Annotated in this window: 21 protein-coding genes and 1 other annotated feature; of the genes, 11 read left to right on the top strand and 10 right to left on the bottom strand. The window is 51.6% G+C overall.

The window, feature by feature from the left end:
• Positions 1-36: 36 nt before the first annotated feature.
• From BJP35_RS20660 to BJP35_RS20645, 4 genes are all read right to left on the bottom strand, one after another.
• Positions 37-1,095 carry an FUSC family protein gene (locus BJP35_RS20660; RefSeq protein WP_032678500.1) on the bottom strand — a complete coding sequence of 353 codons (1,059 nt, stop codon included), beginning with the start codon at positions 1,093-1,095 and terminating at the stop codon, positions 37-39.
• Between the two features lie 92 nt (positions 1,096-1,187).
• Positions 1,188-1,661 carry a DNA gyrase inhibitor SbmC gene (sbmC, locus tag BJP35_RS20655; RefSeq protein WP_032678501.1) on the bottom strand — a complete coding sequence of 158 codons (474 nt, stop codon included), beginning with the start codon at positions 1,659-1,661 and terminating at the stop codon, positions 1,188-1,190.
• A 131-nt stretch (positions 1,662-1,792) separates the two neighbouring features.
• Entirely contained in the window at positions 1,793-2,959 is a 1,167-nt protein-coding gene (dacD, locus tag BJP35_RS20650) for a serine-type D-Ala-D-Ala carboxypeptidase DacD (RefSeq protein WP_014170783.1), read from the bottom strand.
• Between the two features lie 182 nt (positions 2,960-3,141).
• Positions 3,142-5,058, bottom strand: coding sequence for an acyltransferase family protein (locus tag BJP35_RS20645; RefSeq protein WP_086463518.1), 1,917 nt, complete (start codon positions 5,056-5,058; stop codon positions 3,142-3,144).
• Positions 5,059-5,225: 167 nt separating this feature from the next.
• On the opposite strand from BJP35_RS20645, the gene sbcB reads away from it, so the two are divergent.
• Positions 5,226-6,650, top strand: a complete 1,425-nt coding sequence (gene sbcB / locus BJP35_RS20640; protein ID WP_256971803.1) for an exodeoxyribonuclease I — start codon at positions 5,226-5,228, stop codon at positions 6,648-6,650.
• Between the two features lie 59 nt (positions 6,651-6,709).
• Here the strand turns inward: sbcB and plaP are convergent, their stop codons facing one another.
• From plaP to BJP35_RS20625, 4 genes are all read right to left on the bottom strand, one after another.
• The gene (plaP, locus tag BJP35_RS20635) at positions 6,710-8,068 is read right to left on the bottom strand and encodes a putrescine/proton symporter PlaP (protein ID WP_014170786.1); all 1,359 of its coding nucleotides are present in this window, start codon (positions 8,066-8,068) and stop codon (positions 6,710-6,712) included.
• Positions 8,058-8,120, bottom strand: a complete 63-nt coding sequence (gene yoeI, locus BJP35_RS24340; protein ID WP_099458931.1) for a membrane protein YoeI — start codon at positions 8,118-8,120, stop codon at positions 8,058-8,060. Before yoeI ends, plaP begins: the two co-directional genes overlap by 11 nt.
• A 218-nt stretch (positions 8,121-8,338) precedes the next feature.
• Entirely contained in the window at positions 8,339-9,268 is a 930-nt protein-coding gene (locus tag BJP35_RS20630; RefSeq protein WP_014170787.1) for a LysR substrate-binding domain-containing protein, read from the bottom strand.
• Positions 9,269-9,309: 41 nt separating this feature from the next.
• On the bottom strand, positions 9,310-10,134 hold the full coding sequence (locus BJP35_RS20625) for an SDR family oxidoreductase (RefSeq protein WP_014170788.1): 825 nt from the start codon (positions 10,132-10,134) through the stop codon (positions 9,310-9,312).
• Between the two features lie 174 nt (positions 10,135-10,308).
• On the opposite strand from BJP35_RS20625, the gene hisL reads away from it, so the two are divergent.
• The 9 genes from hisL (at position 10,309) to hisIE (ending at position 17,525) form a co-directional block, all read left to right on the top strand.
• On the top strand, positions 10,309-10,359 hold the full coding sequence (gene hisL / locus BJP35_RS24335; protein ID WP_001364200.1) for a his operon leader peptide: 51 nt from the start codon (positions 10,309-10,311) through the stop codon (positions 10,357-10,359).
• Positions 10,335-10,458, top strand: a sequence feature (His leader region). It overlaps the preceding gene by 25 nt.
• 45 nt (positions 10,459-10,503) lie before the next feature.
• Positions 10,504-11,403: an ATP phosphoribosyltransferase gene (hisG, locus tag BJP35_RS20620; RefSeq protein WP_000886595.1), complete on the top strand. Its 900-nt coding sequence runs from the start codon at positions 10,504-10,506 to the stop codon at positions 11,401-11,403.
• Between the two features lie 5 nt (positions 11,404-11,408).
• Positions 11,409-12,713: a histidinol dehydrogenase gene (gene hisD, locus BJP35_RS20615; RefSeq protein WP_047743107.1), complete on the top strand. Its 1,305-nt coding sequence runs from the start codon at positions 11,409-11,411 to the stop codon at positions 12,711-12,713.
• The gene (gene hisC / locus BJP35_RS20610) at positions 12,710-13,771 is read left to right on the top strand and encodes a histidinol-phosphate transaminase (protein ID WP_032678504.1); all 1,062 of its coding nucleotides are present in this window, start codon (positions 12,710-12,712) and stop codon (positions 13,769-13,771) included. Before hisD ends, hisC begins: the two co-directional genes overlap by 4 nt.
• Positions 13,768-14,835, top strand: a complete 1,068-nt coding sequence (gene hisB / locus BJP35_RS20605; RefSeq protein WP_047355733.1) for a bifunctional histidinol-phosphatase/imidazoleglycerol-phosphate dehydratase HisB — start codon at positions 13,768-13,770, stop codon at positions 14,833-14,835. The genes hisC and hisB overlap by 4 nt, the downstream gene beginning before the upstream one ends.
• Positions 14,835-15,425, top strand: a complete 591-nt coding sequence (gene hisH / locus BJP35_RS20600) for an imidazole glycerol phosphate synthase subunit HisH (protein ID WP_047742838.1) — start codon at positions 14,835-14,837, stop codon at positions 15,423-15,425. The genes hisB and hisH overlap by 1 nt, the downstream gene beginning before the upstream one ends.
• Entirely contained in the window at positions 15,425-16,162 is a 738-nt protein-coding gene (hisA, locus tag BJP35_RS20595) for a 1-(5-phosphoribosyl)-5-[(5-phosphoribosylamino)methylideneamino]imidazole-4-carboxamide isomerase (protein WP_047742839.1), read from the top strand. Before hisH ends, hisA begins: the two co-directional genes overlap by 1 nt.
• Positions 16,144-16,920, top strand: coding sequence for an imidazole glycerol phosphate synthase subunit HisF (gene hisF / locus BJP35_RS20590; protein ID WP_047742840.1), 777 nt, complete (start codon positions 16,144-16,146; stop codon positions 16,918-16,920). The genes hisA and hisF overlap by 19 nt, the downstream gene beginning before the upstream one ends.
• The gene (hisIE, locus tag BJP35_RS20585; protein WP_044868269.1) at positions 16,914-17,525 is read left to right on the top strand and encodes a bifunctional phosphoribosyl-AMP cyclohydrolase/phosphoribosyl-ATP diphosphatase HisIE; all 612 of its coding nucleotides are present in this window, start codon (positions 16,914-16,916) and stop codon (positions 17,523-17,525) included. Before hisF ends, hisIE begins: the two co-directional genes overlap by 7 nt.
• A 41-nt stretch (positions 17,526-17,566) precedes the next feature.
• Here the strand turns inward: hisIE and wzzB are convergent, their stop codons facing one another.
• Positions 17,567-18,547, bottom strand: coding sequence for an LPS O-antigen chain length determinant protein WzzB (gene wzzB, locus BJP35_RS20580; protein WP_047742841.1), 981 nt, complete (start codon positions 18,545-18,547; stop codon positions 17,567-17,569).
• Between the two features lie 193 nt (positions 18,548-18,740).
• Between wzzB and BJP35_RS20575 the strand changes: the two genes are divergently transcribed.
• The gene (locus tag BJP35_RS20575; RefSeq protein WP_047742842.1) at positions 18,741-19,745 is read left to right on the top strand and encodes an NAD-dependent epimerase; all 1,005 of its coding nucleotides are present in this window, start codon (positions 18,741-18,743) and stop codon (positions 19,743-19,745) included.
• 52 nt (positions 19,746-19,797) lie between these two features.
• On the opposite strand, the gene ugd is transcribed toward BJP35_RS20575, so the two are convergent.
• Positions 19,798-20,964, bottom strand: a complete 1,167-nt coding sequence (ugd, locus tag BJP35_RS20570) for a UDP-glucose 6-dehydrogenase (RefSeq protein ID WP_020883283.1) — start codon at positions 20,962-20,964, stop codon at positions 19,798-19,800.
• Positions 20,965-21,188 lie beyond the last annotated feature (224 nt).

Below are 21,188 nucleotides of genomic sequence, written 5' to 3'. Positions count from 1 at the left end.
GAAGCAGCAGGCGTCACATATGGAGATAGCTGCTCTTTATTTGCGCAGCGCCCGGCAAATGAGATGCGACAGTAGCTCCAGCTGCCGCGCCAGCTCCATGCTCAGCCAGACATAACCATGAATAGGCGTTTCCGCGACGTTATCGCTCTGACGCTCATTCATTAACTGCTTCAGCTCCGCAACGATCTCATTCAGACGTTCACTGTTCGCCAGGATGGGCTGCGGGTTACCTTCATAAAGCGCGTGGGCGATGGTGAGCAGCGTTTGCTGCGTCATCTGCTGCGTCTCTTTTAAGGTATGGGCGTTGAGCATTAAAAGGTGGCTGGGACGAGAAGCCCAGTGCGCGTTGATTTGCAGCTCAAGCATGCATACCAGATTGCGGCTTACCGTCTGAATGGCTTCAAAAATGGATTTCTGGATATGGGTTTCTTTGCTGGCCGGGGTAATCAGCCCGCGCATCCTGACCACATCGTTGAGGATCGTTTGCAGGTGTTTTTCCAGCCGGGGGCGCTCAACCAGGTTAGGGGAAAATCCGGCCTGATAGACGCGGTTGAACGCGGTGACATAGTTAGCCATCTGAATACGCCAGTGCAGAAAAGCACGCTGTGGCCAGATGCCGGTAAAAAGCATAGCCAGCAGTGAGCCGAGGATAACGTCCCCGCTTCGCCACAGGGCAGTCGTCATATCCCCCGCCGGTGCACCGACCACCACCGACAACGTGATACCAATTAGCAGCGCCTGATAGGGCCTTTTGCCTAATGCCAGCCAGCCGCAAAGGAACATCGCGACACCGCACCAGATCAACATAACCGGAAACGAGATAAGCTCAAGCTTCAGCGCGATAAGCCCCAGGGCAGAGCCTAAAACGGTACCGCCAATGCGCTCGAAGGCGCGTGGAACAACGTTCCCCCAGAACGAAATAGGCCCCATCACGACCACCAGCGTGATAAGCGGCCATGTTCCCTCAGGAACATCCAGCAAACGAACCAGCACAAACGTCAACACAAAAGCCAGCGCGATACGGCACCCATGTACCACGCGGTAGTGTTTGTACAGACGAATTTCAAAAGGGGTTAATGATTTGTCGGGACGCACACCCGCTCTCCAGCTACACGGCAAATCACAATTGTACTGTGTTTTCAGCCGGGCGGATCACACCCGGCTGAAAAACCCTGTAATAACCAGGCTTAACCGGCTTTGTGCTCTACACCAATATACATTTCGATGTCCCAGTAACCGTCCGCGTTACCATCATTAAGGTAGCGCTCGAAACAGGGTTTAGGGGCCATCTGGTAGCTGTTGTCCTGCAAGAGGGAATTAAAGAACTGGTTCCATGGGGTCGCGAAGTCATGGTTCTCAACGCGCGCCGTCGCCACCGCATACTCTCCAGCGGCGATTTCCGTCATCATGACGCCTTCGCTGTTTTCAGGAATGACAAAATCGTCCGGGACCGTTACGGCCGTGTCACAGCGCAATTTTTCTGCCGGGACCTCGTCCGGATTATCGTAGTAAACCGCAACCCACTCCAGCGGCTGAATGTGACGTCCATCCACCCACATGACTAACTGTTCGAAGCCCTGTTTTACCGTTTTGTCCCACGGCCCGACCAGATGAAAGCCGGCGATTTTACGTTTCTGTTGCTGCTTGATGCTGTAGTCCATGCTGCCTCCTTTTATTACTGTATATTTATACACTATAAAGCAGGTTTTAACTGTTCAGCAAACGAGGAGTGTTTATTATGTGAGCAGACTCGCAACCGCGCCAGTCTGCTCATGTGCTTTAACGCAGGCCGTTACAGCGTGTGATGCAGATAATCGCTCAGACGGGAGAAGAGGCCGCCTTTATTCACCGCTTCGAGCGTCACCAGAGGCCAGTGCGCCACGACTTTGTCACGATCGTAAAGCTGGATCTCCCCTACCCGCTGATGAGCCGCAATCGGCGCTTCCAGCTCTTTTTTATCCAGCACGTACTTGGCTTTGATGTTAGGAACTTCTGTTTTAGGCAAGGCCAGCCAGAAATCCTGGTCGGTGCCCAGCTCCACCTGCTCTTTATCGCCATACCAGATACGCTCTGTTCCCACTTTTTTGCCGTTATGCAGGATCTGCACCGTATCAAAGTTCTGCTGTCCCCAGTGCAGCAGCTTCCGGGCCTGTTCCTCACGCCCTTTCGGGCTGTCAGCGCCCATCACCACCGCGATTAAACGACGCTGACCGTCAACCGCTGACGCAATCAGGTTAAAGCCCGCTCCCGACGTGTGCCCCGTTTTCAGGCCATCAACGTTCATGGTTTTATCCCATAGCAGGCCGTTACGGTTTTGTTGGGTGATGCCGTTCCAGGTAAGGCTCTTTTCGCTGTACATGTGGTAGAACTCTGGCTCGCCGTGAATGATAGCCCGGGAGAGCACGGCCAGGTCATAGGCAGAGCTGTGCTGCCCCGGCGCGTCCAGACCGTGGACGGTTTCAAAGTGGGTATCGCGCAGGTTCAGCTTTTGTACATAGTCGTTCATCATCTTCACAAACTGCGGCTGACCACCCGCTACGTGATCCGCCAGCGCCACGCAGGCGTCGTTACCGGAATCCACAATCAGACCACGGCTCAGGTCGCGCACCGAGACACGATCGCCCTCTTTCAGGAACATCAGCGACGATCCTTCAAACACCGGGTTCCCTTTTGCCCACGCGTCGCGGCCAACGGTAACGATGTCATCCGGGGTAATGCGGTGGCTGTCGATGGCCCGATCGACAACGTAACCCGTCATCAGCTTGGTCAGGCTCGCCGGATTACGTTGTTGATGTTCGTTGCCCGCCGTTAAGATCTGACCAGTCGTGTAATCCATTAGCACCCAGGAGCCCGCCTGAATGGCCGGAGGCTGCGGCGAAAAATCCAGCGGATCGGCCGCGAAGGCAGAAGAGACACTCGAAGCGAGTAAAGAAACAGCAATAAACAGACGGCGTTTCAACGGTATATCCTCAGGTCATTAAAAATCGATGACCTTTTTACGGGAGTTCTGTTGTCGTTACCTGGCTTAATTGCAAAAAAATGTTAATGGCCAGGAAAACTCTGTGTGTGATACAAAACCCCCTGTCTAGGGGGCTATCAATGGTAACAAAAACAGCAATCGCTGCTTTTTATCCGTTTTTATTATAAATCGGGAATTATTTTTTCAGCCAAATACTGCGCACCAAATCGAGTTAAATGAGCTGGATCATAAAAAATTGGCTTGTTGTTATCAGTAACAGTTAAACACTTATTTTTTTCTGGGCAGATATAATCCATCATGTTTATGAAATGCACGCCAGGTATAGTTGAAAGTTTATCGTTAATTATTACAGTTTCATTATCTTTAAACTTTGCTGCGAATCGTTCAACACCAACCAAACGATTGAAAGAATTAATGATTTCAATACTGCTTTTCTTGAGATTTTTACGACCAACCACGTATACTTTTGCATTAGTCATCGCACGTATTTTTTCAACACCATGAGTAACATACTCAACTAGGTTAGGTTGATAATGAAAGGCTATATAGATTTTATCAGCTTGCTGAAGAAGGTCCTGGTTCATAGCTTTCATCATTTGTGCCTTACAAACAGGGATCAAATCTGGCTTTGCTATTGTTAGCGCATTTAGCTTATAGAAAAAATCGTGCATCTTGTCTGTTTCGACGTAATTTGTACCGCAATCAAAATAAACTGTCCTGGCTATTACATCTTCTTTTTCTAAAACCCCAGACTCTTCCAATAAGTTAATCAGGTCAGCGGACTGGGAATCTCCAATGACTAGAACCTTTAATTTTCCATCGGCATTTGAAAAATTACTTTTATGGGTAAGCATACGTTGTTTGGTCCATGTATAATCAGCGGCATCTTTCTTATCTATTTGATTGATCATACGAATCTCCTCAGGAATTCGCCATTCCCAACCATTATTTGCCCAACTGCTGGCAGAAGGTACAATTACAATTAATGCAACTGCTGCACATGCCAAAGAAAATGTAGAACCATTCATTTTCTCTGGATTTGACGACCTAAATGGTTTTTCAATAGTATAATATACTACAGCACTCAATATTAGAGTAAGAGCAAGCATTAAAGTTATTTGCATCGTACTAGGTGTGAAAACAACAATATAACTCCCAAGTACGTAAATTGGCCAATGAACCAAATATAATGAATAGCTAATTTCTCCAATATATTTCGGGAAACGGCATGAGAGGAGCATTGAAATAGCAGTTTTCTCCCCAGAAAGTATCATTAGCAATGTACCAAAACAAGGAATTAATGCATAATAACCCGGGAAAATAATTGATTTAATATCAAAAGAAAAAATTGAATATAGAACTAAAAAAAAGCCTAAAATATATAACGCCTGATTAAATCTCTTACCATTAAATAAATGATTAATAAAAACCCCAATTGCTCCAATTGCAAATTCATGCATGCGGAATGGAGTCAAATAGAAAGCTCCACTAGAATCCACACTAATATAATAAATCGCTAAGAAAGCAAAAATTATAAAAAACAAAAAAACAGCAAGCGCCCGAAAATGAATGTTTTTGGTAATCCTACATAATACAATCAAATATAGCGGCCATAAAAGATAAAATTGCAACTCAACACTTAGCGACCACGTATGCAACAACGGCTTTAGAGTTGAGAAGTTATCAAAATAGTCAGACTGCATCCAGAAAAAAATATTTGAGATACCGGATAACGCATAAACAACAGACCCAGAAAGTGAAGCAAAATCTTTTGGTGAAAGTATAAAAAAAGAGCCTGCATATGTTATGGTTATAACAAATAACAATGCCGGGATTAATCTTCGCGTACGCCGGATATAAAAATCACCAAATGAAAAACGAGTGTTATCAACCCCTTTAACAATGCCATTTGTAATTAAATAGCCACTGATTACGAAAAAAATATCGACACCTACAAATCCGCCAGAAAATCCCGTAATATTAAAATGATAGAAGATCACAGCCAAAACAGCAATTGCCCTAATACCATCAATATCTGGACGATAACCAACTTTTAATTGCTTCCCTTTTGAGAACACTTAATCACCTGAATAATATTATTACGTGGCAAAAACCACTCTTAGGCCCAACATTGATTCAACATTTTATCAGATTAATCTTAATTTTTGTAAGAGAATTTGTTGGGGTGCAACGACCTCATCGTTTACTATTAACCTCCATGTTAGGAAGCAACTGCGAGATTTATGTGAACGGAACACAACGATCATCAACCTTTTTGTTCCACGACTACGAAACCTTTGGCACCCACCCGGCGCTGGACAGACCGGCACAGTTTGCGGCCATCCGTACCGACGACGAATTCAACATCATTGGCGAGCCTGAGGTCTTTTACTGTAAGCCGGCCGATGACTACCTGCCCCAGCCCGGCGCGGTAATGGTCACCGGGATCACCCCACAGGAAGCCCGGGACAAAGGCGTGAACGAGGCCGCATTCGCCCGACGCATTCACGACCTCTTCACCGTCCCGAATACCTGCGTGGTCGGTTACAACAACATCCGTTTCGATGACGAAGTGACGCGCAATATCTTCTACCGCAACTTCTACGATCCTTATGCCTGGAGCTGGCAGAACCGCAACTCGCGCTGGGATTTGCTCGACATTATGCGTGCCTGCTATGCACTGCGCCCGGAAGGCATCAACTGGCCTGAGAATGATGAAGGGCTGCCGAGCTTCAGACTGGAACACCTGACGCGCGCGAACGGTATTGAGCACAGTAATGCCCACGATGCGATGGCCGATGTCTACGCCACCATTGCTATGGCAAAGCGGGTGAAAACCGCTCAGCCACGGCTGTTTGACTATCTGCTGAGCCACCGCAGCAAGCAGAAACTCACCACGCTGATTGATGTGCCGCAAATGAAACCGCTGGTACATATCTCCGGTATGTTTGGCGCCTGGCGCGGCAATACCAGTTGGGTCGCACCGCTGGCCTGGCATCCGGATAACCGTAATGCCGTGATTATGGTGGATTTAGCCGGTGATATTACACCGCTGCTCGATCTCGACAGCGATACGCTGCGCGAACGGCTCTATACTCCGAAAGATGAACTCGGCGATCTGCCCGCGGTGCCGGTCAAACTGGTCCATATCAATAAATGTCCGGTCCTGGCCCAGGCCAATACTCTGCGCGCGGAGGATGCAAACAGGCTGGGGATTAACCGTCAGCGTTGCCTGGATAACCTCAAGGTGCTGCGTGAAAACCCGCAGGTGCGTGAGAAAGCGGTGGCGATCTTTGCCGAAGCCGAACCCTTTGTTCCGTCAGACAACGTCGATGCGCAGCTGTACAACGGCTTTTTCAGCGACGCAGACCGTGCGGCAATGAATATTGTTCTGCAAACCGAACCGCGTAACTTACCCGCGCTGGATATTACCTTCGCGGATGCACGTATCGAAAAACTGATGTTTAATTACCGCGCGCGCAACTTTCCTGGCACGCTGGATGAAACCGAACAGGCGCGCTGGCTTCAGCATCGTCGTAATGTGTTTACACCGGAATTTCTGCAGAGCTACGCGCAGGAGCTGGAGATGCTGTATAGCCAGTATGAAGGAAATGCTGAAAAGCAGGCGCTGTTAAAAGCGCTGTATCAGTATGCGCAGGAAATCGTCTGACAGATTTTGGGCGAAAAAAAACCGGAGGCGATGGTCTCCGGTTTTTTTTTACTTAGTTCTTACGCAACGTCTTCGTACTGAGGAACCGGGTTACGGAAGCTCTTCGTGACGCACGCCAGGTAAACCAGGCCGATACCCGCCCAAATCAGGCCAAGCACCATGGAACTCTCTTCCAGGTTAACCCACAGCGCACCCACGGTCAGCGCACCACACATCGGCAGGAACAGATACTGGAAGTGATCTTTCAGCGTTTTATTACGCTTTTCACGGATCCAGAACTGAGAAATAACCGACAGGTTAACAAAGGTGAACGCCACCAGCGCACCGAAGTTAATCAGCGCAGTTGCCATCACCAGGTCAAAGTTAATCGCCAGCAGAGCAATAGCGCCGACCAGGATGATGTTCATCGCCGGCGTACGCCAGGTTGGGTGAACGTAGCCGAAGAAGCTTTTCGGGAATACGCCGTCACGACCCATTACATACATCAGACGTGCAACGCCTGCGTGCGCGGCCATGCCGGATGCCAGTACCGTGATGGTGGAGAAGATCAACGCGCCAACCTGGAACGCTTTACCCGCCACATAGAGCATAATTTCTGGCTGAGAGGCATCCGGATCCTTAAAGCGAGAGATATCCGGGAAGTACAGCTGCAGGAAGTAGGTCGCAAAGATAAAGATCAGACCACCAATCAGCGCCGTCAGGAAAATAGCACGCGGGATAACACGCTCTGCGTCCTTGGTCTCTTCAGACAGGTTGCTGATGCCGTCAAAACCGGTAAAGGAGAAGCACAGAATAGTTGCCCCGGTAATCATCGGGATCACATGCGCATCACCAGACCAGAACGGCTTGCTGCTCGCCAGGGTACCTGCGCCTTCACCGTGGAAGACACCAAAGATAACCATGCCCAGAATCACGGCAATCAGGATGACCTGAAGCACAACAATAACGGAGTTAAAGTTCGCAACGGACTTGATGCTGCGCAGGTTGAACGCCGTCATAAAGGCCACCAGCGCCACGACGAACATCCACGAAGGGATCGACGGCACCAGTGCTTCAAAATAAATTTTAGCCAGCAGAATGTTGATCATCGGCGCGAACAGATAGTCGAGCAGCGAAGACCAGCCCACCATAAAGCCAACGGTCGGGCTGATGGATTTCTGGGCATAGGTGTAGGCAGAACCGGCAGACGGATAGCGACGAACCAGTTTACCGTAGCTCAGCGCGGTAAAGAGGATCGCAATCAGCGCGAAGGCGTAAGCCGTCGGCACATGACCGTCTGTGAGGCCTGATACGATACCGAATGTATCGAACAGCGTCATTGGTTGCATATAGGCAAGGCCCATCATCACAACCGGAACTAACGTAAGGGTTTTACGTAATTCCACGCGAGAGGTGTTTGGAGTTGCGTTATGCGACATAGTTATTCTCCTTTACGGTGATAACCGCCACGTAAGCGAAAAATTGCCCCATTTCTGTATTCCTCAGCGACAACAACTGTCGGATTTTAGTAAATATCTATCCGGTACGAAGCCCGGCCTCTTGGTTTTTAGTTTCGTTTCATACGTGCAAAAAAAAATAACCGACGCCTTTTATATCGTCGATTATTCATTTGGTTGCAGCGGCGCATTTTGCCCCACATCGGATACAAAAGGCAATACTTTGCAACGCCCGGGGCGATTTTCTTTTTTCTAACTGGCTGATTTCTCGACGCTGCTTTGCGAGTAAACGGCAGCAATAGCACTATTTGCTAAAATTTCGTCCCTCCACCAGGCACTTGCCAGCCCCGCAGTTTGTTCATTCCAGCCGACCCACACCGATTCATTGCTGCTTTGTGCAAGCACCTGTTTTTCAACAAGCGCACCGCTGTCTAAAAACCGCTGTGCCAGATAGCGGGGTAAATAGCCGCACCCCAGGCCACTGATTTGCAGCTCCAGCTTGGTTTTATAGTCGAACACCGTGATCGCCTCCTGCTCATCAAGCAACTGCGTGGAGGCCGCACAGTCGGGACGCGAGCTGTCACCGACCACAATGGCGCGGTAGCCTTTAATCGTGCGCCGGTTAAGGGGTTCCGGCTCCTGCGCGAGCGGATGGTGTGGCGCGACGGCGAAAACCTGCTCCAGCACACCCAGCCGGGCGAAACCGAAATCGCTTAACTGGGGCGGTTCATGCAGCGCACCGACAAAAATATCTGCCCTGCCCTGAGTTAAGGCATCCCATGAATCGCCCAGCACGCCATTAATGAAGATTAACCGGGTTACGCTGTGGTGCTGATAGAACGCCTCAATCAGCGGCGTCAGAAGAGAAAACGGAAAAGTATCATCAACGCCGATGACCAGTTCGTTCTCCCATCCCTGGTGCAGTTTGACGGCCTGTTTTTCCAGTTCGCGAACGGTATGCAGGACGTCGCGCCCCTTCTCCAGCAGCATCTGCCCGGTACGGGTAAAACGGGCGCGGTGACCAGAGCGATCGAGGATCTGGATATTAAGATCGCTTTCCAGTTTATGAACGGTATAGCTCAGCGCCGACGGGGTTTTGAAGAGCTTTGCCGAAGCAGCGGCAAAGCTCCCCTCTTTTTCCAGTGCATCCAGAATAATAAGAACATCCAGCAGCGGTTTCATGTTCGCCCCCTTCCGGTGTGCGATCGTTTCCGCTGAGAAACTTATTCCATCGGCATCACCAGCGGATCGGGATATTGATACTCAAACCCCAGCTCATGACAAATGCGATTGCCATCAACAATTTTGCCTTTACTTTCGTCCTTTGCTTCACCAAAAACAGGCGGAACCAGACCCAGCTGGCGTGCCATCAGCGGGTAAAACGTGCTACGCGCTGGATGAGAAGGCGCACATATATTATAGATGTGCCCACCTTTTGGAGCCTGTAAGAGTAGTTCTATTGCGGCAATTACGTCATCAAGATGCACAAGATTGACGCCATGTTGTCCGTCTGGCGCGGATTTTCCCGCGAAGAAGCGCCCTGGATGTCGCCCGGGGCCAACCAGACCTGCCAGCCGTACGATATCGACCTGGGTGCCGGGAAGATGATGCAGCCAGTCTTCCAGCTCTTTCAGCACTTTACCGCTCGCGGTAACGGGATGACGCTCAGAGGTCTCTTTCACCACGCCGTCAACATCGCCGTAGACCGAGGTTGAGCTGGTAAAAATAATGCGTGGGACGTGATGCGCCAGCGCGCTGTCGACAATCTCCTGCATCGCCTGCAGATAAAATGATTCGCCCGGGCCACTGCGCCGTGCCGGTAACGTAATCACCAGCGCATCAACGTTCATCAGCGTGTCCAGATCGTCAGCATCACACACCAGTTCAGGTTCCAGACGCAGCTCGACGCCGTCAATACCGCACATGCGCGCCGCTTCTACCCCATCCGCCGTGGTTTTGCTTCCGGTCACCTGCCAGCCTTTTGCGGCCAATGACATCGCCAGCGGCATTCCCAGCCAACCTAAACCGACAATCGCGACCTTTTTCATGCGAATTCTCCTGACTTTTACTCGTCTTTCTTAAGGCTACGCCAGCCCGACAGAACACACAATTCATAGCGTCAATATGAAATGAATTAATGATCAAAAAAAGCCCTTGCAATCAGTCATACAACTGGTTTAGGTTAAAAGACATCAAATGAATAAGCATTCATCGAGAATTTTATGACACGCGTTCAATTTAAACACCACCATCATCACCATCATCCTGACTAGTCTTTCAGGCGATGTGTGCTGGAAGACGTTTGGATCTTCCAGTGGTGCATGAACGCATGAAAAAGCCCCCGGAAGATCTTCTTCCGGGGGCTTTTTTTTGGACCAAATTCAGACAGGTTAAAACAGGTTAACGAGGAAAACAGAATGTTAGATAACTCACGTTTACGCATAGCTATTCAAAAATCAGGCCGTTTGAGTGATGATTCACGCGAACTGCTCGCCCGCTGCGGGATTAAAATCAACCTGCACACCCAGCGCCTGATTGCCCTGGCTGAAAATATGCCCATCGACATTCTGCGCGTGCGTGATGACGATATTCCCGGCCTTGTGATGGATGGCGTTGTTGACCTCGGCATCATCGGTGAAAACGTGCTGGAAGAAGAGCTCCTGACCCGCCGTGCCCAGGGTGAAGATCCACGCTATTTTACCCTGCGTCGTCTGGACTTCGGCGGCTGCCGCCTGTCGCTGGCCACGCCTGTCGATGAAGCCTGGGACGGCCCGGCCGCGCTGAACGGCAAACGTATCGCCACCTCCTACCCTCACCTGTTAAAACGTTACCTGGATCAGAAAGGCGTACAGTTTAAATCCTGCCTGCTGAACGGCTCTGTTGAGGTGGCACCGCGCGCGGGTCTGGCTGACGCCATCTGTGACCTCGTCTCTACGGGCGCCACGCTGGAAGCGAACGGTCTGCGCGAAGTGGAAGTGATTTACCGCTCCAAAGCGTGCCTTATCCAGCGCGACGGCGAAATGGCCGATGCGAAACAGCAGCTGATCGACAAACTGCTGACCCGTATTCAGGGCGTGATTCAGGCCCGTGAATCGAAATACATCATGATGCACGCGCCAACCGAACGTCTTGATGAGGTCATTGCCCTGCTGCCAGGCGCAGAGCGCCCGACCATCCTGCCTCTGGCCGGTGACCAGCAGCGCGTCGCCATGCACATGGTCAGTAGCGAAACCCTGTTCTGGGAAACCATGGAAAAACTGAAGGCGCTGGGCGCAAGCTCAATTCTGGTGCTGCCAATTGAGAAGATGATGGAGTAATGGCCATGAGCTTTAACACAATCATCAACTGGAACGATTGTTCGCAAGAACAACAGCGCGCGCTGCTGATGCGTCCGGCGATTTCCGCTTCAGAAAGCATTACCCGCACCGTGGCCGAGATCCTTGAGAACGTCAAAGCCCGTGGCGACGATGCACTGCGGGAATACAGCGCAAAGTTTGATAAAACCGAGGTTAGCGCTTTAAAGGTAACAGAACAGGAAATCACGGACGCGGAAAGCCGCCTCGGTGACGAGATCAAACAGGCGATGGCCGTCGCGGCGAAAAACATTGATACCTTCCACACCGCGCAGATATTGCAGGCGGTCGATGTGGAAACCGTGCCCGGCGTACGCTGCCAGCAGGTCACGCGTCCGGTTGCGTCGGTGGGGCTTTACATCCCCGGTGGTTCCGCCCCGCTGTTCTCTACCGTATTAATGCTGGCAACCCCGGCACGCATCGCCGGTTGTCAGAAAGTAGTACTGTGCTCGCCGCCTCCGATTGCCGATGAAATTCTCTATGCGGCAAAACTGTGTGGCGTACAGGCGGTGTATAAAGTGGGGGGGGCACAGGCAATTTCCGCGCTGGCGTTTGGTACCGAATCCATTCCTAAAGTGGATAAAATTTTTGGCCCGGGCAACGCGTATGTGACCGAAGCAAAGCGTCAGGTCAGCCAGCGTCTGGACGGTGCCGCAATTGATATGCCTGCCGGTCCTTCTGAGGTGCTGGTGATTGCCGACAGCGGTGCAACGCCGGACTTCGTCGCCTCCGATCTGTTATCCCAGGCAGAACATGGCCCGGACTCACAGGTTATTTTGCTGACGCCGGATGCGGATATGGCAAGACGCGTGGGTGAAGCCGTTGAACGTCAGCTTGCCGACCTGCCGCGCGCCGACACGGCACGCCTGGCACTCTCAGCAAGCCGCCTGATTGTGGCGCGCGATCTGGCGCAGTGCATTGCCATCTCCAACCAGTACGGCCCGGAACACCTGATTATCCAGACCCGCAATGCGCGCGATCTGGTTGACAGCATTACCAGCGCAGGTTCGGTCTTCCTTGGCGACTGGTCACCGGAATCCGCCGGCGATTACGCTTCCGGCACCAACCACGTTCTGCCAACCTACGGCTATACATCAACCTGTTCGAGCCTCGGGCTGGCGGATTTCCAGAAACGCATGACCGTACAGGAGCTGTCCCGCGAGGGGTTTGCCTCTCTGGCCTCCACCATTGAGACCCTGGCCGCCGCCGAACGTCTGACCGCCCACAAAAACGCCGTTACGCTGCGCGTTGCAGCCCTGAAGGAGCAAGCATGAGCATTGAAGAATTAGCCCGCGAAAATGTCCGTCGCCTGACGCCTTATCAGTCTGCTCGTCGTCTGGGTGGCAACGGTGATGTCTGGCTGAACGCCAACGAATACCCGACGGCCGTACAGTTCGAGCTGTCGCAGCAAACACTGAACCGCTATCCGGAATGCCAGCCGAAAGCGGTTATCGAAAATTACGCCCGGTACGCAGGCGTAAAGCCTGAGCAGGTGCTGGTCAGCCGGGGTGCAGATGAAGGCATTGAACTGCTGATCCGAGCCTTCTGCGAACCGGGTAAAGACGCGGTGATGTACTGCCAGCCAACCTACGGAATGTACAGCGTCAGCGCAGAAACCTTTGGCGTGGCGTGCCGTAACGTGCTTTCGCTGGAAGACTGGCAGCTCGATCTGCAGGGGATTGCCGACAATCTTGACGGCGTGAAAGTGGTGTTCGTCTGCAGTCCAAATAACCCGACCGGGCAGATTATCAACCCGCAGGACATTCGAACCCTGCTGGAGATGACGCGCGGTAAAGCGCTGGTGGTGGCTGACGAAGCCTATATTGAGTTCTGCCCGCAGGCGACGCTGGCTGGCTGGCTCGAGGAGTACCCGCACCTGGTTGTACTGCGTACGCTGTCAAAAGCTTTCGCCCTCGCTGGCCTGCGCTGCGGCTTTACGCTGGCCAATAAAGAAGTCATCGACCTGCTGATGAAAGTGATTGCGCCATATCCACTCTCTACGCCGGTTGCCGACATTGCGGCGCAGGCTTTGGCCCCTCAGGGGATCAAGGCGATGCGCGAACGCGTGGCACAAATCCTTGAAGAACGGCAGTATCTGGTCACTGCCCTGAAAGATATTCCCTGCGTGGAGCAGGTATTCGACTCTGAAACCAACTACATCCTGGTACGCTTTACCGCCTCCAGTGCCGTATTTAAATCTTTATGGGATCAGGGCATTATCTTACGAGACCAAAATAAACAACCATCCTTAAGCGGCTGTTTGCGTATTACCGTAGGCACCCGTGCAGAGAGTCAGCGCGTGATTGACGCCCTGAAAGCGGAGAAAGTATGAGCCAGAAGACCCTCTTTATCGATCGTGACGGTACCCTTATTTCGGAGCCGCCAACCGATTTTCAGGTCGATCGTTTCGACAAACTGGCTTTTGAACCCGATGTAATCCCGGTGCTGCTCAAGCTGCAGAAAGCCGGCTATAAGCTGGTGATGATCACTAACCAGGACGGACTGGGTACCGACAGTTTCCCGCAAGCGGATTTTGACGGCCCGCATAACCTGATGATGCAGGTGCTGACCTCTCAGGGCGTTAAATTTGATGAGGTGCTGATCTGCCCACACCTGCCTGCCGATGAATGTGACTGCCGCAAGCCGAAGGTAAAGCTGGTCGAACGCTACCTGGCGGATGACGTGCTGGATAAAGCCAATAGCTATGTCATTGGCGATCGCATGACCGATATTACGCTGGCGGAGAACATGGGTATCTCCGGGCTGCGCTATGACCGTTCCACCCTTAACTGGGCAAAAATTGGTGATCAACTGACCCAGCGTGACCGCTACTCGCACGTTGAGCGCAACACCAAAGAGACGCAAATCGACGTTAAGGTCTGGTTGGATCGTGAAGGCGGCAGCAAGATCCACACCGGTGTGGGTTTCTTTGACCATATGCTGGACCAGATCGCGACCCACGGTGGTTTCCGCATGGAGATCGCCGTGAAAGGCGATTTGTATATCGACGATCACCACACTGTGGAAGATACCGGCCTGGCGCTGGGTGAAGCGCTGAAGCTGGCGCTCGGCGACAAACGCGGCATCAACCGTTTTGGTTTTGTGCTGCCGATGGACGAGTGCCTGGCGCGCTGCGCAATGGATATCTCCGGGCGCCCACACCTGGAATACAAAGCGGATTTCACCTACCAGCGCGTGGGCGACCTCAGCACCGAAATGGTTGAACACTTCTTCCGTTCATTGTCCTACACCATGGGCCTGACGTTGCACCTCAAGACCAAGGGCAAGAACGACCACCACCGCGTGGAAAGCCTGTTCAAAGCCTTTGGCCGTACCCTTCGCCAGGCGATTCGTGTGGAAGGTGACGCCCTGCCCTCATCGAAAGGAGTGCTGTAATGAATGTGGTGATTCTGGATACCGGATGCGCCAACCTGAACTCCGTAAAATCGGCAATTGCCCGTCACGGCTATGCACCGGACGTAAGTCGCGACCCGGACGTCGTACTGCGCGCCGATAAGCTTTTTCTGCCCGGCGTAGGGACAGCGCAGGCGGCGATGGATCAGATCCACGAGCGTGAGCTGGTGAGTCTCATCAAAGCCTGTACTCAACCGGTGCTGGGAATTTGTCTGGGCATGCAACTCTTGGGCCGACGCAGTGAAGAGAGCAACGGTGTTGATCTGCTCGGGATTATCGACGAAGACGTGCCGAAAATGACCGATCACGGTCTGCCTCTGCCGCACATGGGCTGGAACCGTGTTTATGCCAAAGCCGGTGACAGACTGTTTCGCGGCATTGAAGACGGGGCCTATTTTTACTTCGTGCACAGCTACGCCATGCCGGTAAATACGTACACCATTGCCCAGTGCAATTACGGCGAAGCATTTACCGCGGCGGTGCAGAAAGATAACTTCTTCGGCGTGCAGTTTCACCCGGAACGTTCGGGTGCCGCAGGCGCACAGTTGCTGAAAAACTTCCTGGAGATGTAATGATTATTCCCGCTTTAGATTTAATCGACGGCACGGTTGTCCGTCTCCATCAGGGCGATTACGGGCAGCAACGCGACTACGGTAACGACCCCTTGCCACGTCTGCAGGATTATGCAGCCCAGGGCGCGCAGGTGTTGCACCTGGTGGATTTGACTGGCGCAAAAGATCCGACAAAACGTCAAATCCCACTTCTTAAAAAACTGGTGGCCGGCGTAGATGTGCCGGTCCAGGTAGGCGGTGGCGTGCGTACGGAAGATGACGTTGCGGCGCTGCTGGACGCTGGCGTGGCGCGTGTGGTCGTCGGCTCGACTGCCGTTAACGATCCTGAAAAGGTTAAAGCCTGGTTCCACCGCTTTGGCGCTGACGCGCTGGTGCTGGCGCTGGATGTTCGTATCGACGAACAGGGTAACAAGCAGGTTGCAGTCAGCGGCTGGCAGGAAAACTCTGGGGTGACGCTGGAAGAGCTGGTTGAGAGGTATCTGCCCGTTGGCCTGAAGCACGTGCTGTGCACCGATATCTCCCGCGACGGCACGCTGGCAGGCTCTAACGTTTCTTTATATCAAGAAATCTGCGCGCGTTATCCGCAGGTGGCCTTCCAGTCGTCGGGCGGTATTGGTGATATCACTGATATTGCCGCGTTGCGCGGAACGGGTGTACAGGGCGTGATTGTGGGCCGGGCCCTGCTGGAAGGTAAATTTACTGTGACGGAGGCGATTCAATGCTGGCAAAACGGATAATCCCTTGCCTGGACGTACGTGACGGCCAGGTAGTGAAAGGCGTGCAGTTCCGCAACCACGAAATCATTGGCGATATCGTCCCGCTGGCAAAACGCTACGCTGAAGAAGGCGCAGATGAGCTGGTGTTTTACGATATCACCGCCTCCAGCGATGGCCGCGTCGTGGATAAAAGCTGGGTGGCGCGCGTGGCAGAAGTGATTGATATTCCCTTCTGCGTGGCAGGTGGGATTAAATCCGCGGAAGACGCGGCAAAAATCCTCTCCTTTGGTGCCGATAAGATTTCCATTAACTCCCCTGCTTTGGCAGACCCGGAGCTGATTACCCGTCTGGCCGATCGCTTTGGCGTACAGTGTATTGTCGTGGGGATCGACACCTGGTATGACGCCGCAACGGGTAAATACCATGTCAACCAGTACACCGGCGACGAAAGCCGGACCCGCGTAACCCAATGGGAGACGCTGGACTGGGTGCAGGAAGTCCAGAAACGTGGCGCAGGCGAAATTGTGCTGAACATGATGAACCAGGACGGCGTGCGTAACGGTTACGACCTGGAGCAGCTGAATAAAGTCCGCGCGGTCTGCCACGTACCGCTGATTGCTTCCGGCGGTGCAGGCACCATGGAACACTTCCTCGAAGCCTTCCGCGAAGCAAACGTTGACGGCGCGCTGGCGGCCTCCGTGTTCCACAAACAGATTATCAATATTGGTGAGTTAAAAACGTACCTGGCCGACCAGGGCGTGGAGATCAGGGTATGTTAACAGAGCAACAACAGGCACAACTGGACTGGGAAAAAACTGACGGATTACTGCCGGTGGTTGTACAGCATGCCGTCTCAGGTGAAGTGCTGATGTTGGGATATATGAACCAGGATGCACTAACCAAAACCATCGACAGCGGCAAGGTCACCTTTTTCTCGCGTACCAAACAGCGCCTGTGGACCAAAGGGGAAACCTCTGGCCATTTCCTGAATGTGGTCAGCATTACGCCGGACTGCGATAACGATACGCTTCTGGTACTGGCGAATCCGATCGGCCCAACCTGCCACAAGGGCACCAGCAGCTGCTTCGGCGACGCAAGCCACCAGTGGCTGTTCCTGTATCAACTGGAACAGTTACTCGCTGAGCGTAAAACGGCGGATCCTGAAAGTTCGTATACAGCTAAGCTGTACGCCAGCGGGACTAAACGTATTGCGCAAAAGGTAGGGGAAGAAGGCGTTGAGACAGCACTGGCCGCGACCGTGCATGACCGCGAGGAGCTGACGAACGAGGCGTCGGATTTGATGTATCACCTGCTGGTACTGCTGCAGGATCAGGAGCTGGATTTGACGGTGGTGATTGAGAATCTACGTAAGAGACATAAATAAAAAAACCGGGGAATGTCCCCGGTTTTTTTATCTGATGAGAATCACGCTTTTGGTTTGTAGTTCCGCAATGCGTTGCGACCCAACACCACACCTGAACCGATAATCCCGCCAAGGAGTACGGCAAGGATTAGAGTGATGGCCTTTTTCGGACTGTCACGTTTGATCGGTAAATCTGGCTTCATCACATAACGGTAGACGTGGATAGTGTCAGGGTTAACGTTCAGCTTTTCGATATCCAGCAAGTTCTGCTTAGTCTGGTAGTACGCTCCTGAGAACACCAGCGGACGAGACGCTTCGTTTTCAATCATCGATTTTAACGCTTCGCTGCCCAGCAGGAACATGGTTTCCTGCGTCACGTCCTGAGTTTGCTGAATTTGCGGAGAGGTGATTTTCGCTGCTTCTGCGTTCTTCAGCGCTTCCGTAATCTGTTTGATACGCAAATCTTTTTGCTCCTGAGAGACTTTCTCCTGGTTCCCCAGGGAGTCATTCAGGGTTGTGATCTGCTGCTTAATGTTATCTTTTAGGTCGAGCGTCAGTTCTTTCGCCGTCTGTTCATCAATCTGCTGAATATACTGTGCAAGCTGCTTTTGCGCAGCTTCGGCAGTTTCACCCTGATAGGTTACGGTTAATGGCAGCCCTTGCCCCTTCACTGTAGGCTCAATAGTCAGCTTTTCTGGATCTTCTTGATTTTCAAGAGCCTGCGCTAATGCTGAAAAGGATGAATTGAAACGACCGATTACACGATTCTGAATATCCAAAATCGAGGGCGAGGCGCCCCCATAAAGGATATTCAACGCGTTTGTATACGTCGCAATCTGGGCGGCATCAGGTTGAGCAATGATCGCGGACGATGTCCATTTTTCTTTAGCTATGGTGATATAAACGCCCGCTAGTATGATAAAAAAGGCGACAAAAGCTCCAATAACCCATTTCCCACGCCACAATTGCATCACTAAATCAAGTAAATCAATTTGCTCCGGGTCATTACTTCTGCTGACCTGACTATTGTTGTTCTGCGTCATACAATCCCTAACAGATAAAAAAGGGCAAAAATAAACATGTTCACATAGTGTATCTGTTGCTACGGATTTTTCTATAAGAATCCGATGAGTTAAATCGGAAAGATGGGTTATGTAACTGACATCCGCCGCGCTATGATAGACGCAATGTGATGCGTGATGGCATCAGTAAGAACACATGTTTATGAGGGAAGATATGAAATTTCTGGTAACGGGTGCAGCAGGCTTTATCGGTGCAAATGTCAGCAAACGACTCCTGGATGCCGGTCATCAGGTCGTCGGTATTGATAACCTGAATGACTACTATGATGTCAATCTTAAGCTGGCACGTCTGGATCTGCTGACATCTGGCAATTTCACCTTCCACAAGCTGGACCTGGCCGACCGTGAAGGCATGGCCACACTGTTCGCCCGTGAGAAATTTGATCGCGTCATCCACCTGGCCGCACAGGCAGGTGTACGCTACTCGCTTGAAAACCCTCACGCCTATGCAGATGCCAACCTGGTAGGGCACCTCAACGTGCTGGAAGGCTGTCGCCATCACAAGGTACAACATCTTCTGTATGCATCTTCCAGCTCCGTTTACGGTCTGAATCGCAAGATGCCTTTTTCGACTGACGATTCGGTCGATCACCCTGTCTCACTTTATGCCGCGACCAAAAAAGCCAATGAACTGATGTCGCATACCTATTCCCACCTGTACAACCTGCCCACGACGGGCCTGCGTTTCTTTACCGTGTACGGTCCGTGGGGTCGTCCGGATATGGCGCTGTTTAAATTCACCAAAGCGATGATTGAAGGCAAAAGCATTGATGTCTACAACTACGGTAAGATGAAGCGCGACTTCACTTACATTGATGATATCGCCGAAGCCATTATCCGTCTGCAGGATGTTATCCCTCAGGCCGATGCAAACTGGACCGTTGAAACCGGTTCACCGGCAACCAGCTCTGCGCCTTATCGCGTCTATAACATCGGAAACAGCTCTCCGGTTGAACTGATGGATTACATTACGGCTCTTGAAGAGGCGCTCGGGATAGAGGCAGAAAAGAATATGATGCCAATCCAGCCGGGTGACGTACTGGAAACCAGCGCAGATACTAAAGCGCTGTATGACGTTATTGGCTTCAAACCGCAGACCTCCGTTAAAGAAGGCGTGAAGAATTTCGTTGACTGGTATCGCGACTTCTACAAAGTATAAAAACAAAAAAAACCGGCAAGTGCCGGTTTTTTTATGCGCCTTAAGCAGAGACTCAGTCGCTACCAAACAGATCGCGGGTATACACTTTATCCGCCACGTCGGCCAGTTCTTCCGCCATACGGTTAGAGATAATCACATCCGCTTCCTGCTTGAACGCATCCAGGTCACGAATCACACGAGAATGGAAGAATTCATCTTCCTGCATCGCTGGCTCATAAATAATTACCTGAACGCCTTTGGCCTTAATACGCTTCATGATCCCCTGAATGGAAGAGGCGCGGAAGTTATCAGAACCGCTCTTCATGATCAGGCGATATACACCCACCACTTTCGGCTGACGCGCGAGAATGGAATCAGAAATGAAGTCTTTACGCGTACGGTTTGCATCAACAATCGCTGAAATCAAATTGTTTGGCACAGCCTGATAGTTCGCCAGCAACTGTTTCGTATCTTTAGGCAGGCAATAGCCGCCGTAACCAAACGACGGGTTGTTGTAATGATTGCCGATACGCGGGTCGAGGCACACGCCTTCGATGATCTGACGGGTGTTCAGGCCCAGACTCTCGGCATAGCTGTCCAGCTCGTTGAAGTAAGCCACGCGCATTGCCAGGTAGGTATTCGCGAACAGCTTGATCGCTTCGGCTTCAGTGGAATCGGTAAACAGCACCGGGATATCTTTCTTGATTGCGCCTTCCTGAAGGAGAGCAGCAAAACGCTCCGCACGCTCAGAGCGCTCACCGATCACGATACGGGATGGGTGCAGGTTATCGTATAACGCCCTGCCCTCGCGCAGAAACTCTGGCGAGAAGAAGACATTATCAATACCCAACTCTTCTTTGATTGATTTAGTGAAACCGACCGGAATGGTCGACTTAATGATCATCACTGCATTCGGATTAATCGCGATAACGTCTTTGATCACCGCTTCAACCGTCGAAGTGTTGAAATAGTTGGTTTTTGGATCGTAGTCTGTTGGGGTCGCAATGATGACAAAGTCCGCATCACGATAAGCATCTTCTTTATCAGTGGTAGCACGGAAATTCAGCGGTTTGTTCGAAAGGTAATCCTGGATTTCTTTGTCTACAATCGGCGATTTCTTCTGATTTAGCATATCCACTTTGGACTGTACGATGTCCAGCGCAACCACTTCATGGTTCTGGGCAATCAGAATGCCGTTTGAGAGACCGACATAGCCTGTTCCGGAGATTGTTATTTTCATTCGCTAATGACTTCTGTGAGTTAACTGTACTGATGGCCGCCTGACCATCGCGATAAACCTGACTGTTGGGCTTTGTACCTCCTGGCCAACAGAACTGTCAAGGCAAACCAGGAGTAATCCCTGCTCGCAGGATGACATTCAGACTACTTCGAGTATCGCGAGCCAGATTTTGCGTAAAAAAAACCCGGAGACGAGCTCCGGGCCTTAATTACAACGCGTTATTT

The organism is Enterobacter sp. J49 (assembly GCF_002148625.1).
Taxonomy (GTDB): Bacteria; Pseudomonadota; Gammaproteobacteria; order Enterobacterales; family Enterobacteriaceae; genus Enterobacter; species Enterobacter ludwigii.
Note: the sequence above shows the minus strand (reverse complement) of the source record. Positions and strands in the feature narration are given on the sequence as shown.

What these genes read in the sequence shown, in the direction of transcription:
- hisD (WP_047743107.1), top strand. Translation starts at nt 11,409, where the DNA reads ATGAGCTTTAACACAATCATCAACTGGAACGATTGTTCGCAAGAACAA.
- hisB (WP_047355733.1), top strand. Translation starts at nt 13,768, where the DNA reads ATGAGCCAGAAGACCCTCTTTATCGATCGTGACGGTACCCTTATTTCG.
- hisF (WP_047742840.1), top strand. Translation starts at nt 16,144, where the DNA reads ATGCTGGCAAAACGGATAATCCCTTGCCTGGACGTACGTGACGGCCAG.
- BJP35_RS20630 (WP_014170787.1), bottom strand. Translation starts at nt 9,268, where the DNA reads ATGAAACCGCTGCTGGATGTTCTTATTATTCTGGATGCACTGGAAAAA.
- BJP35_RS20625 (WP_014170788.1), bottom strand. Translation starts at nt 10,134, where the DNA reads ATGAAAAAGGTCGCGATTGTCGGTTTAGGTTGGCTGGGAATGCCGCTG.
- hisG (WP_000886595.1), top strand. Translation starts at nt 10,504, where the DNA reads ATGTTAGATAACTCACGTTTACGCATAGCTATTCAAAAATCAGGCCGT.
- ugd (WP_020883283.1), bottom strand. Translation starts at nt 20,964, where the DNA reads ATGAAAATAACAATCTCCGGAACAGGCTATGTCGGTCTCTCAAACGGC.
- hisA (WP_047742839.1), top strand. Translation starts at nt 15,425, where the DNA reads ATGATTATTCCCGCTTTAGATTTAATCGACGGCACGGTTGTCCGTCTC.
- hisIE (WP_044868269.1), top strand. Translation starts at nt 16,914, where the DNA reads ATGTTAACAGAGCAACAACAGGCACAACTGGACTGGGAAAAAACTGAC.
- sbmC (WP_032678501.1), bottom strand. Translation starts at nt 1,661, where the DNA reads ATGGACTACAGCATCAAGCAGCAACAGAAACGTAAAATCGCCGGCTTT.
- BJP35_RS20575 (WP_047742842.1), top strand. Translation starts at nt 18,741, where the DNA reads ATGAAATTTCTGGTAACGGGTGCAGCAGGCTTTATCGGTGCAAATGTC.
- plaP (WP_014170786.1), bottom strand. Translation starts at nt 8,068, where the DNA reads ATGTCGCATAACGCAACTCCAAACACCTCTCGCGTGGAATTACGTAAA.
- wzzB (WP_047742841.1), bottom strand. Translation starts at nt 18,547, where the DNA reads ATGACGCAGAACAACAATAGTCAGGTCAGCAGAAGTAATGACCCGGAG.
- hisH (WP_047742838.1), top strand. Translation starts at nt 14,835, where the DNA reads ATGAATGTGGTGATTCTGGATACCGGATGCGCCAACCTGAACTCCGTA.
- hisC (WP_032678504.1), top strand. Translation starts at nt 12,710, where the DNA reads ATGAGCATTGAAGAATTAGCCCGCGAAAATGTCCGTCGCCTGACGCCT.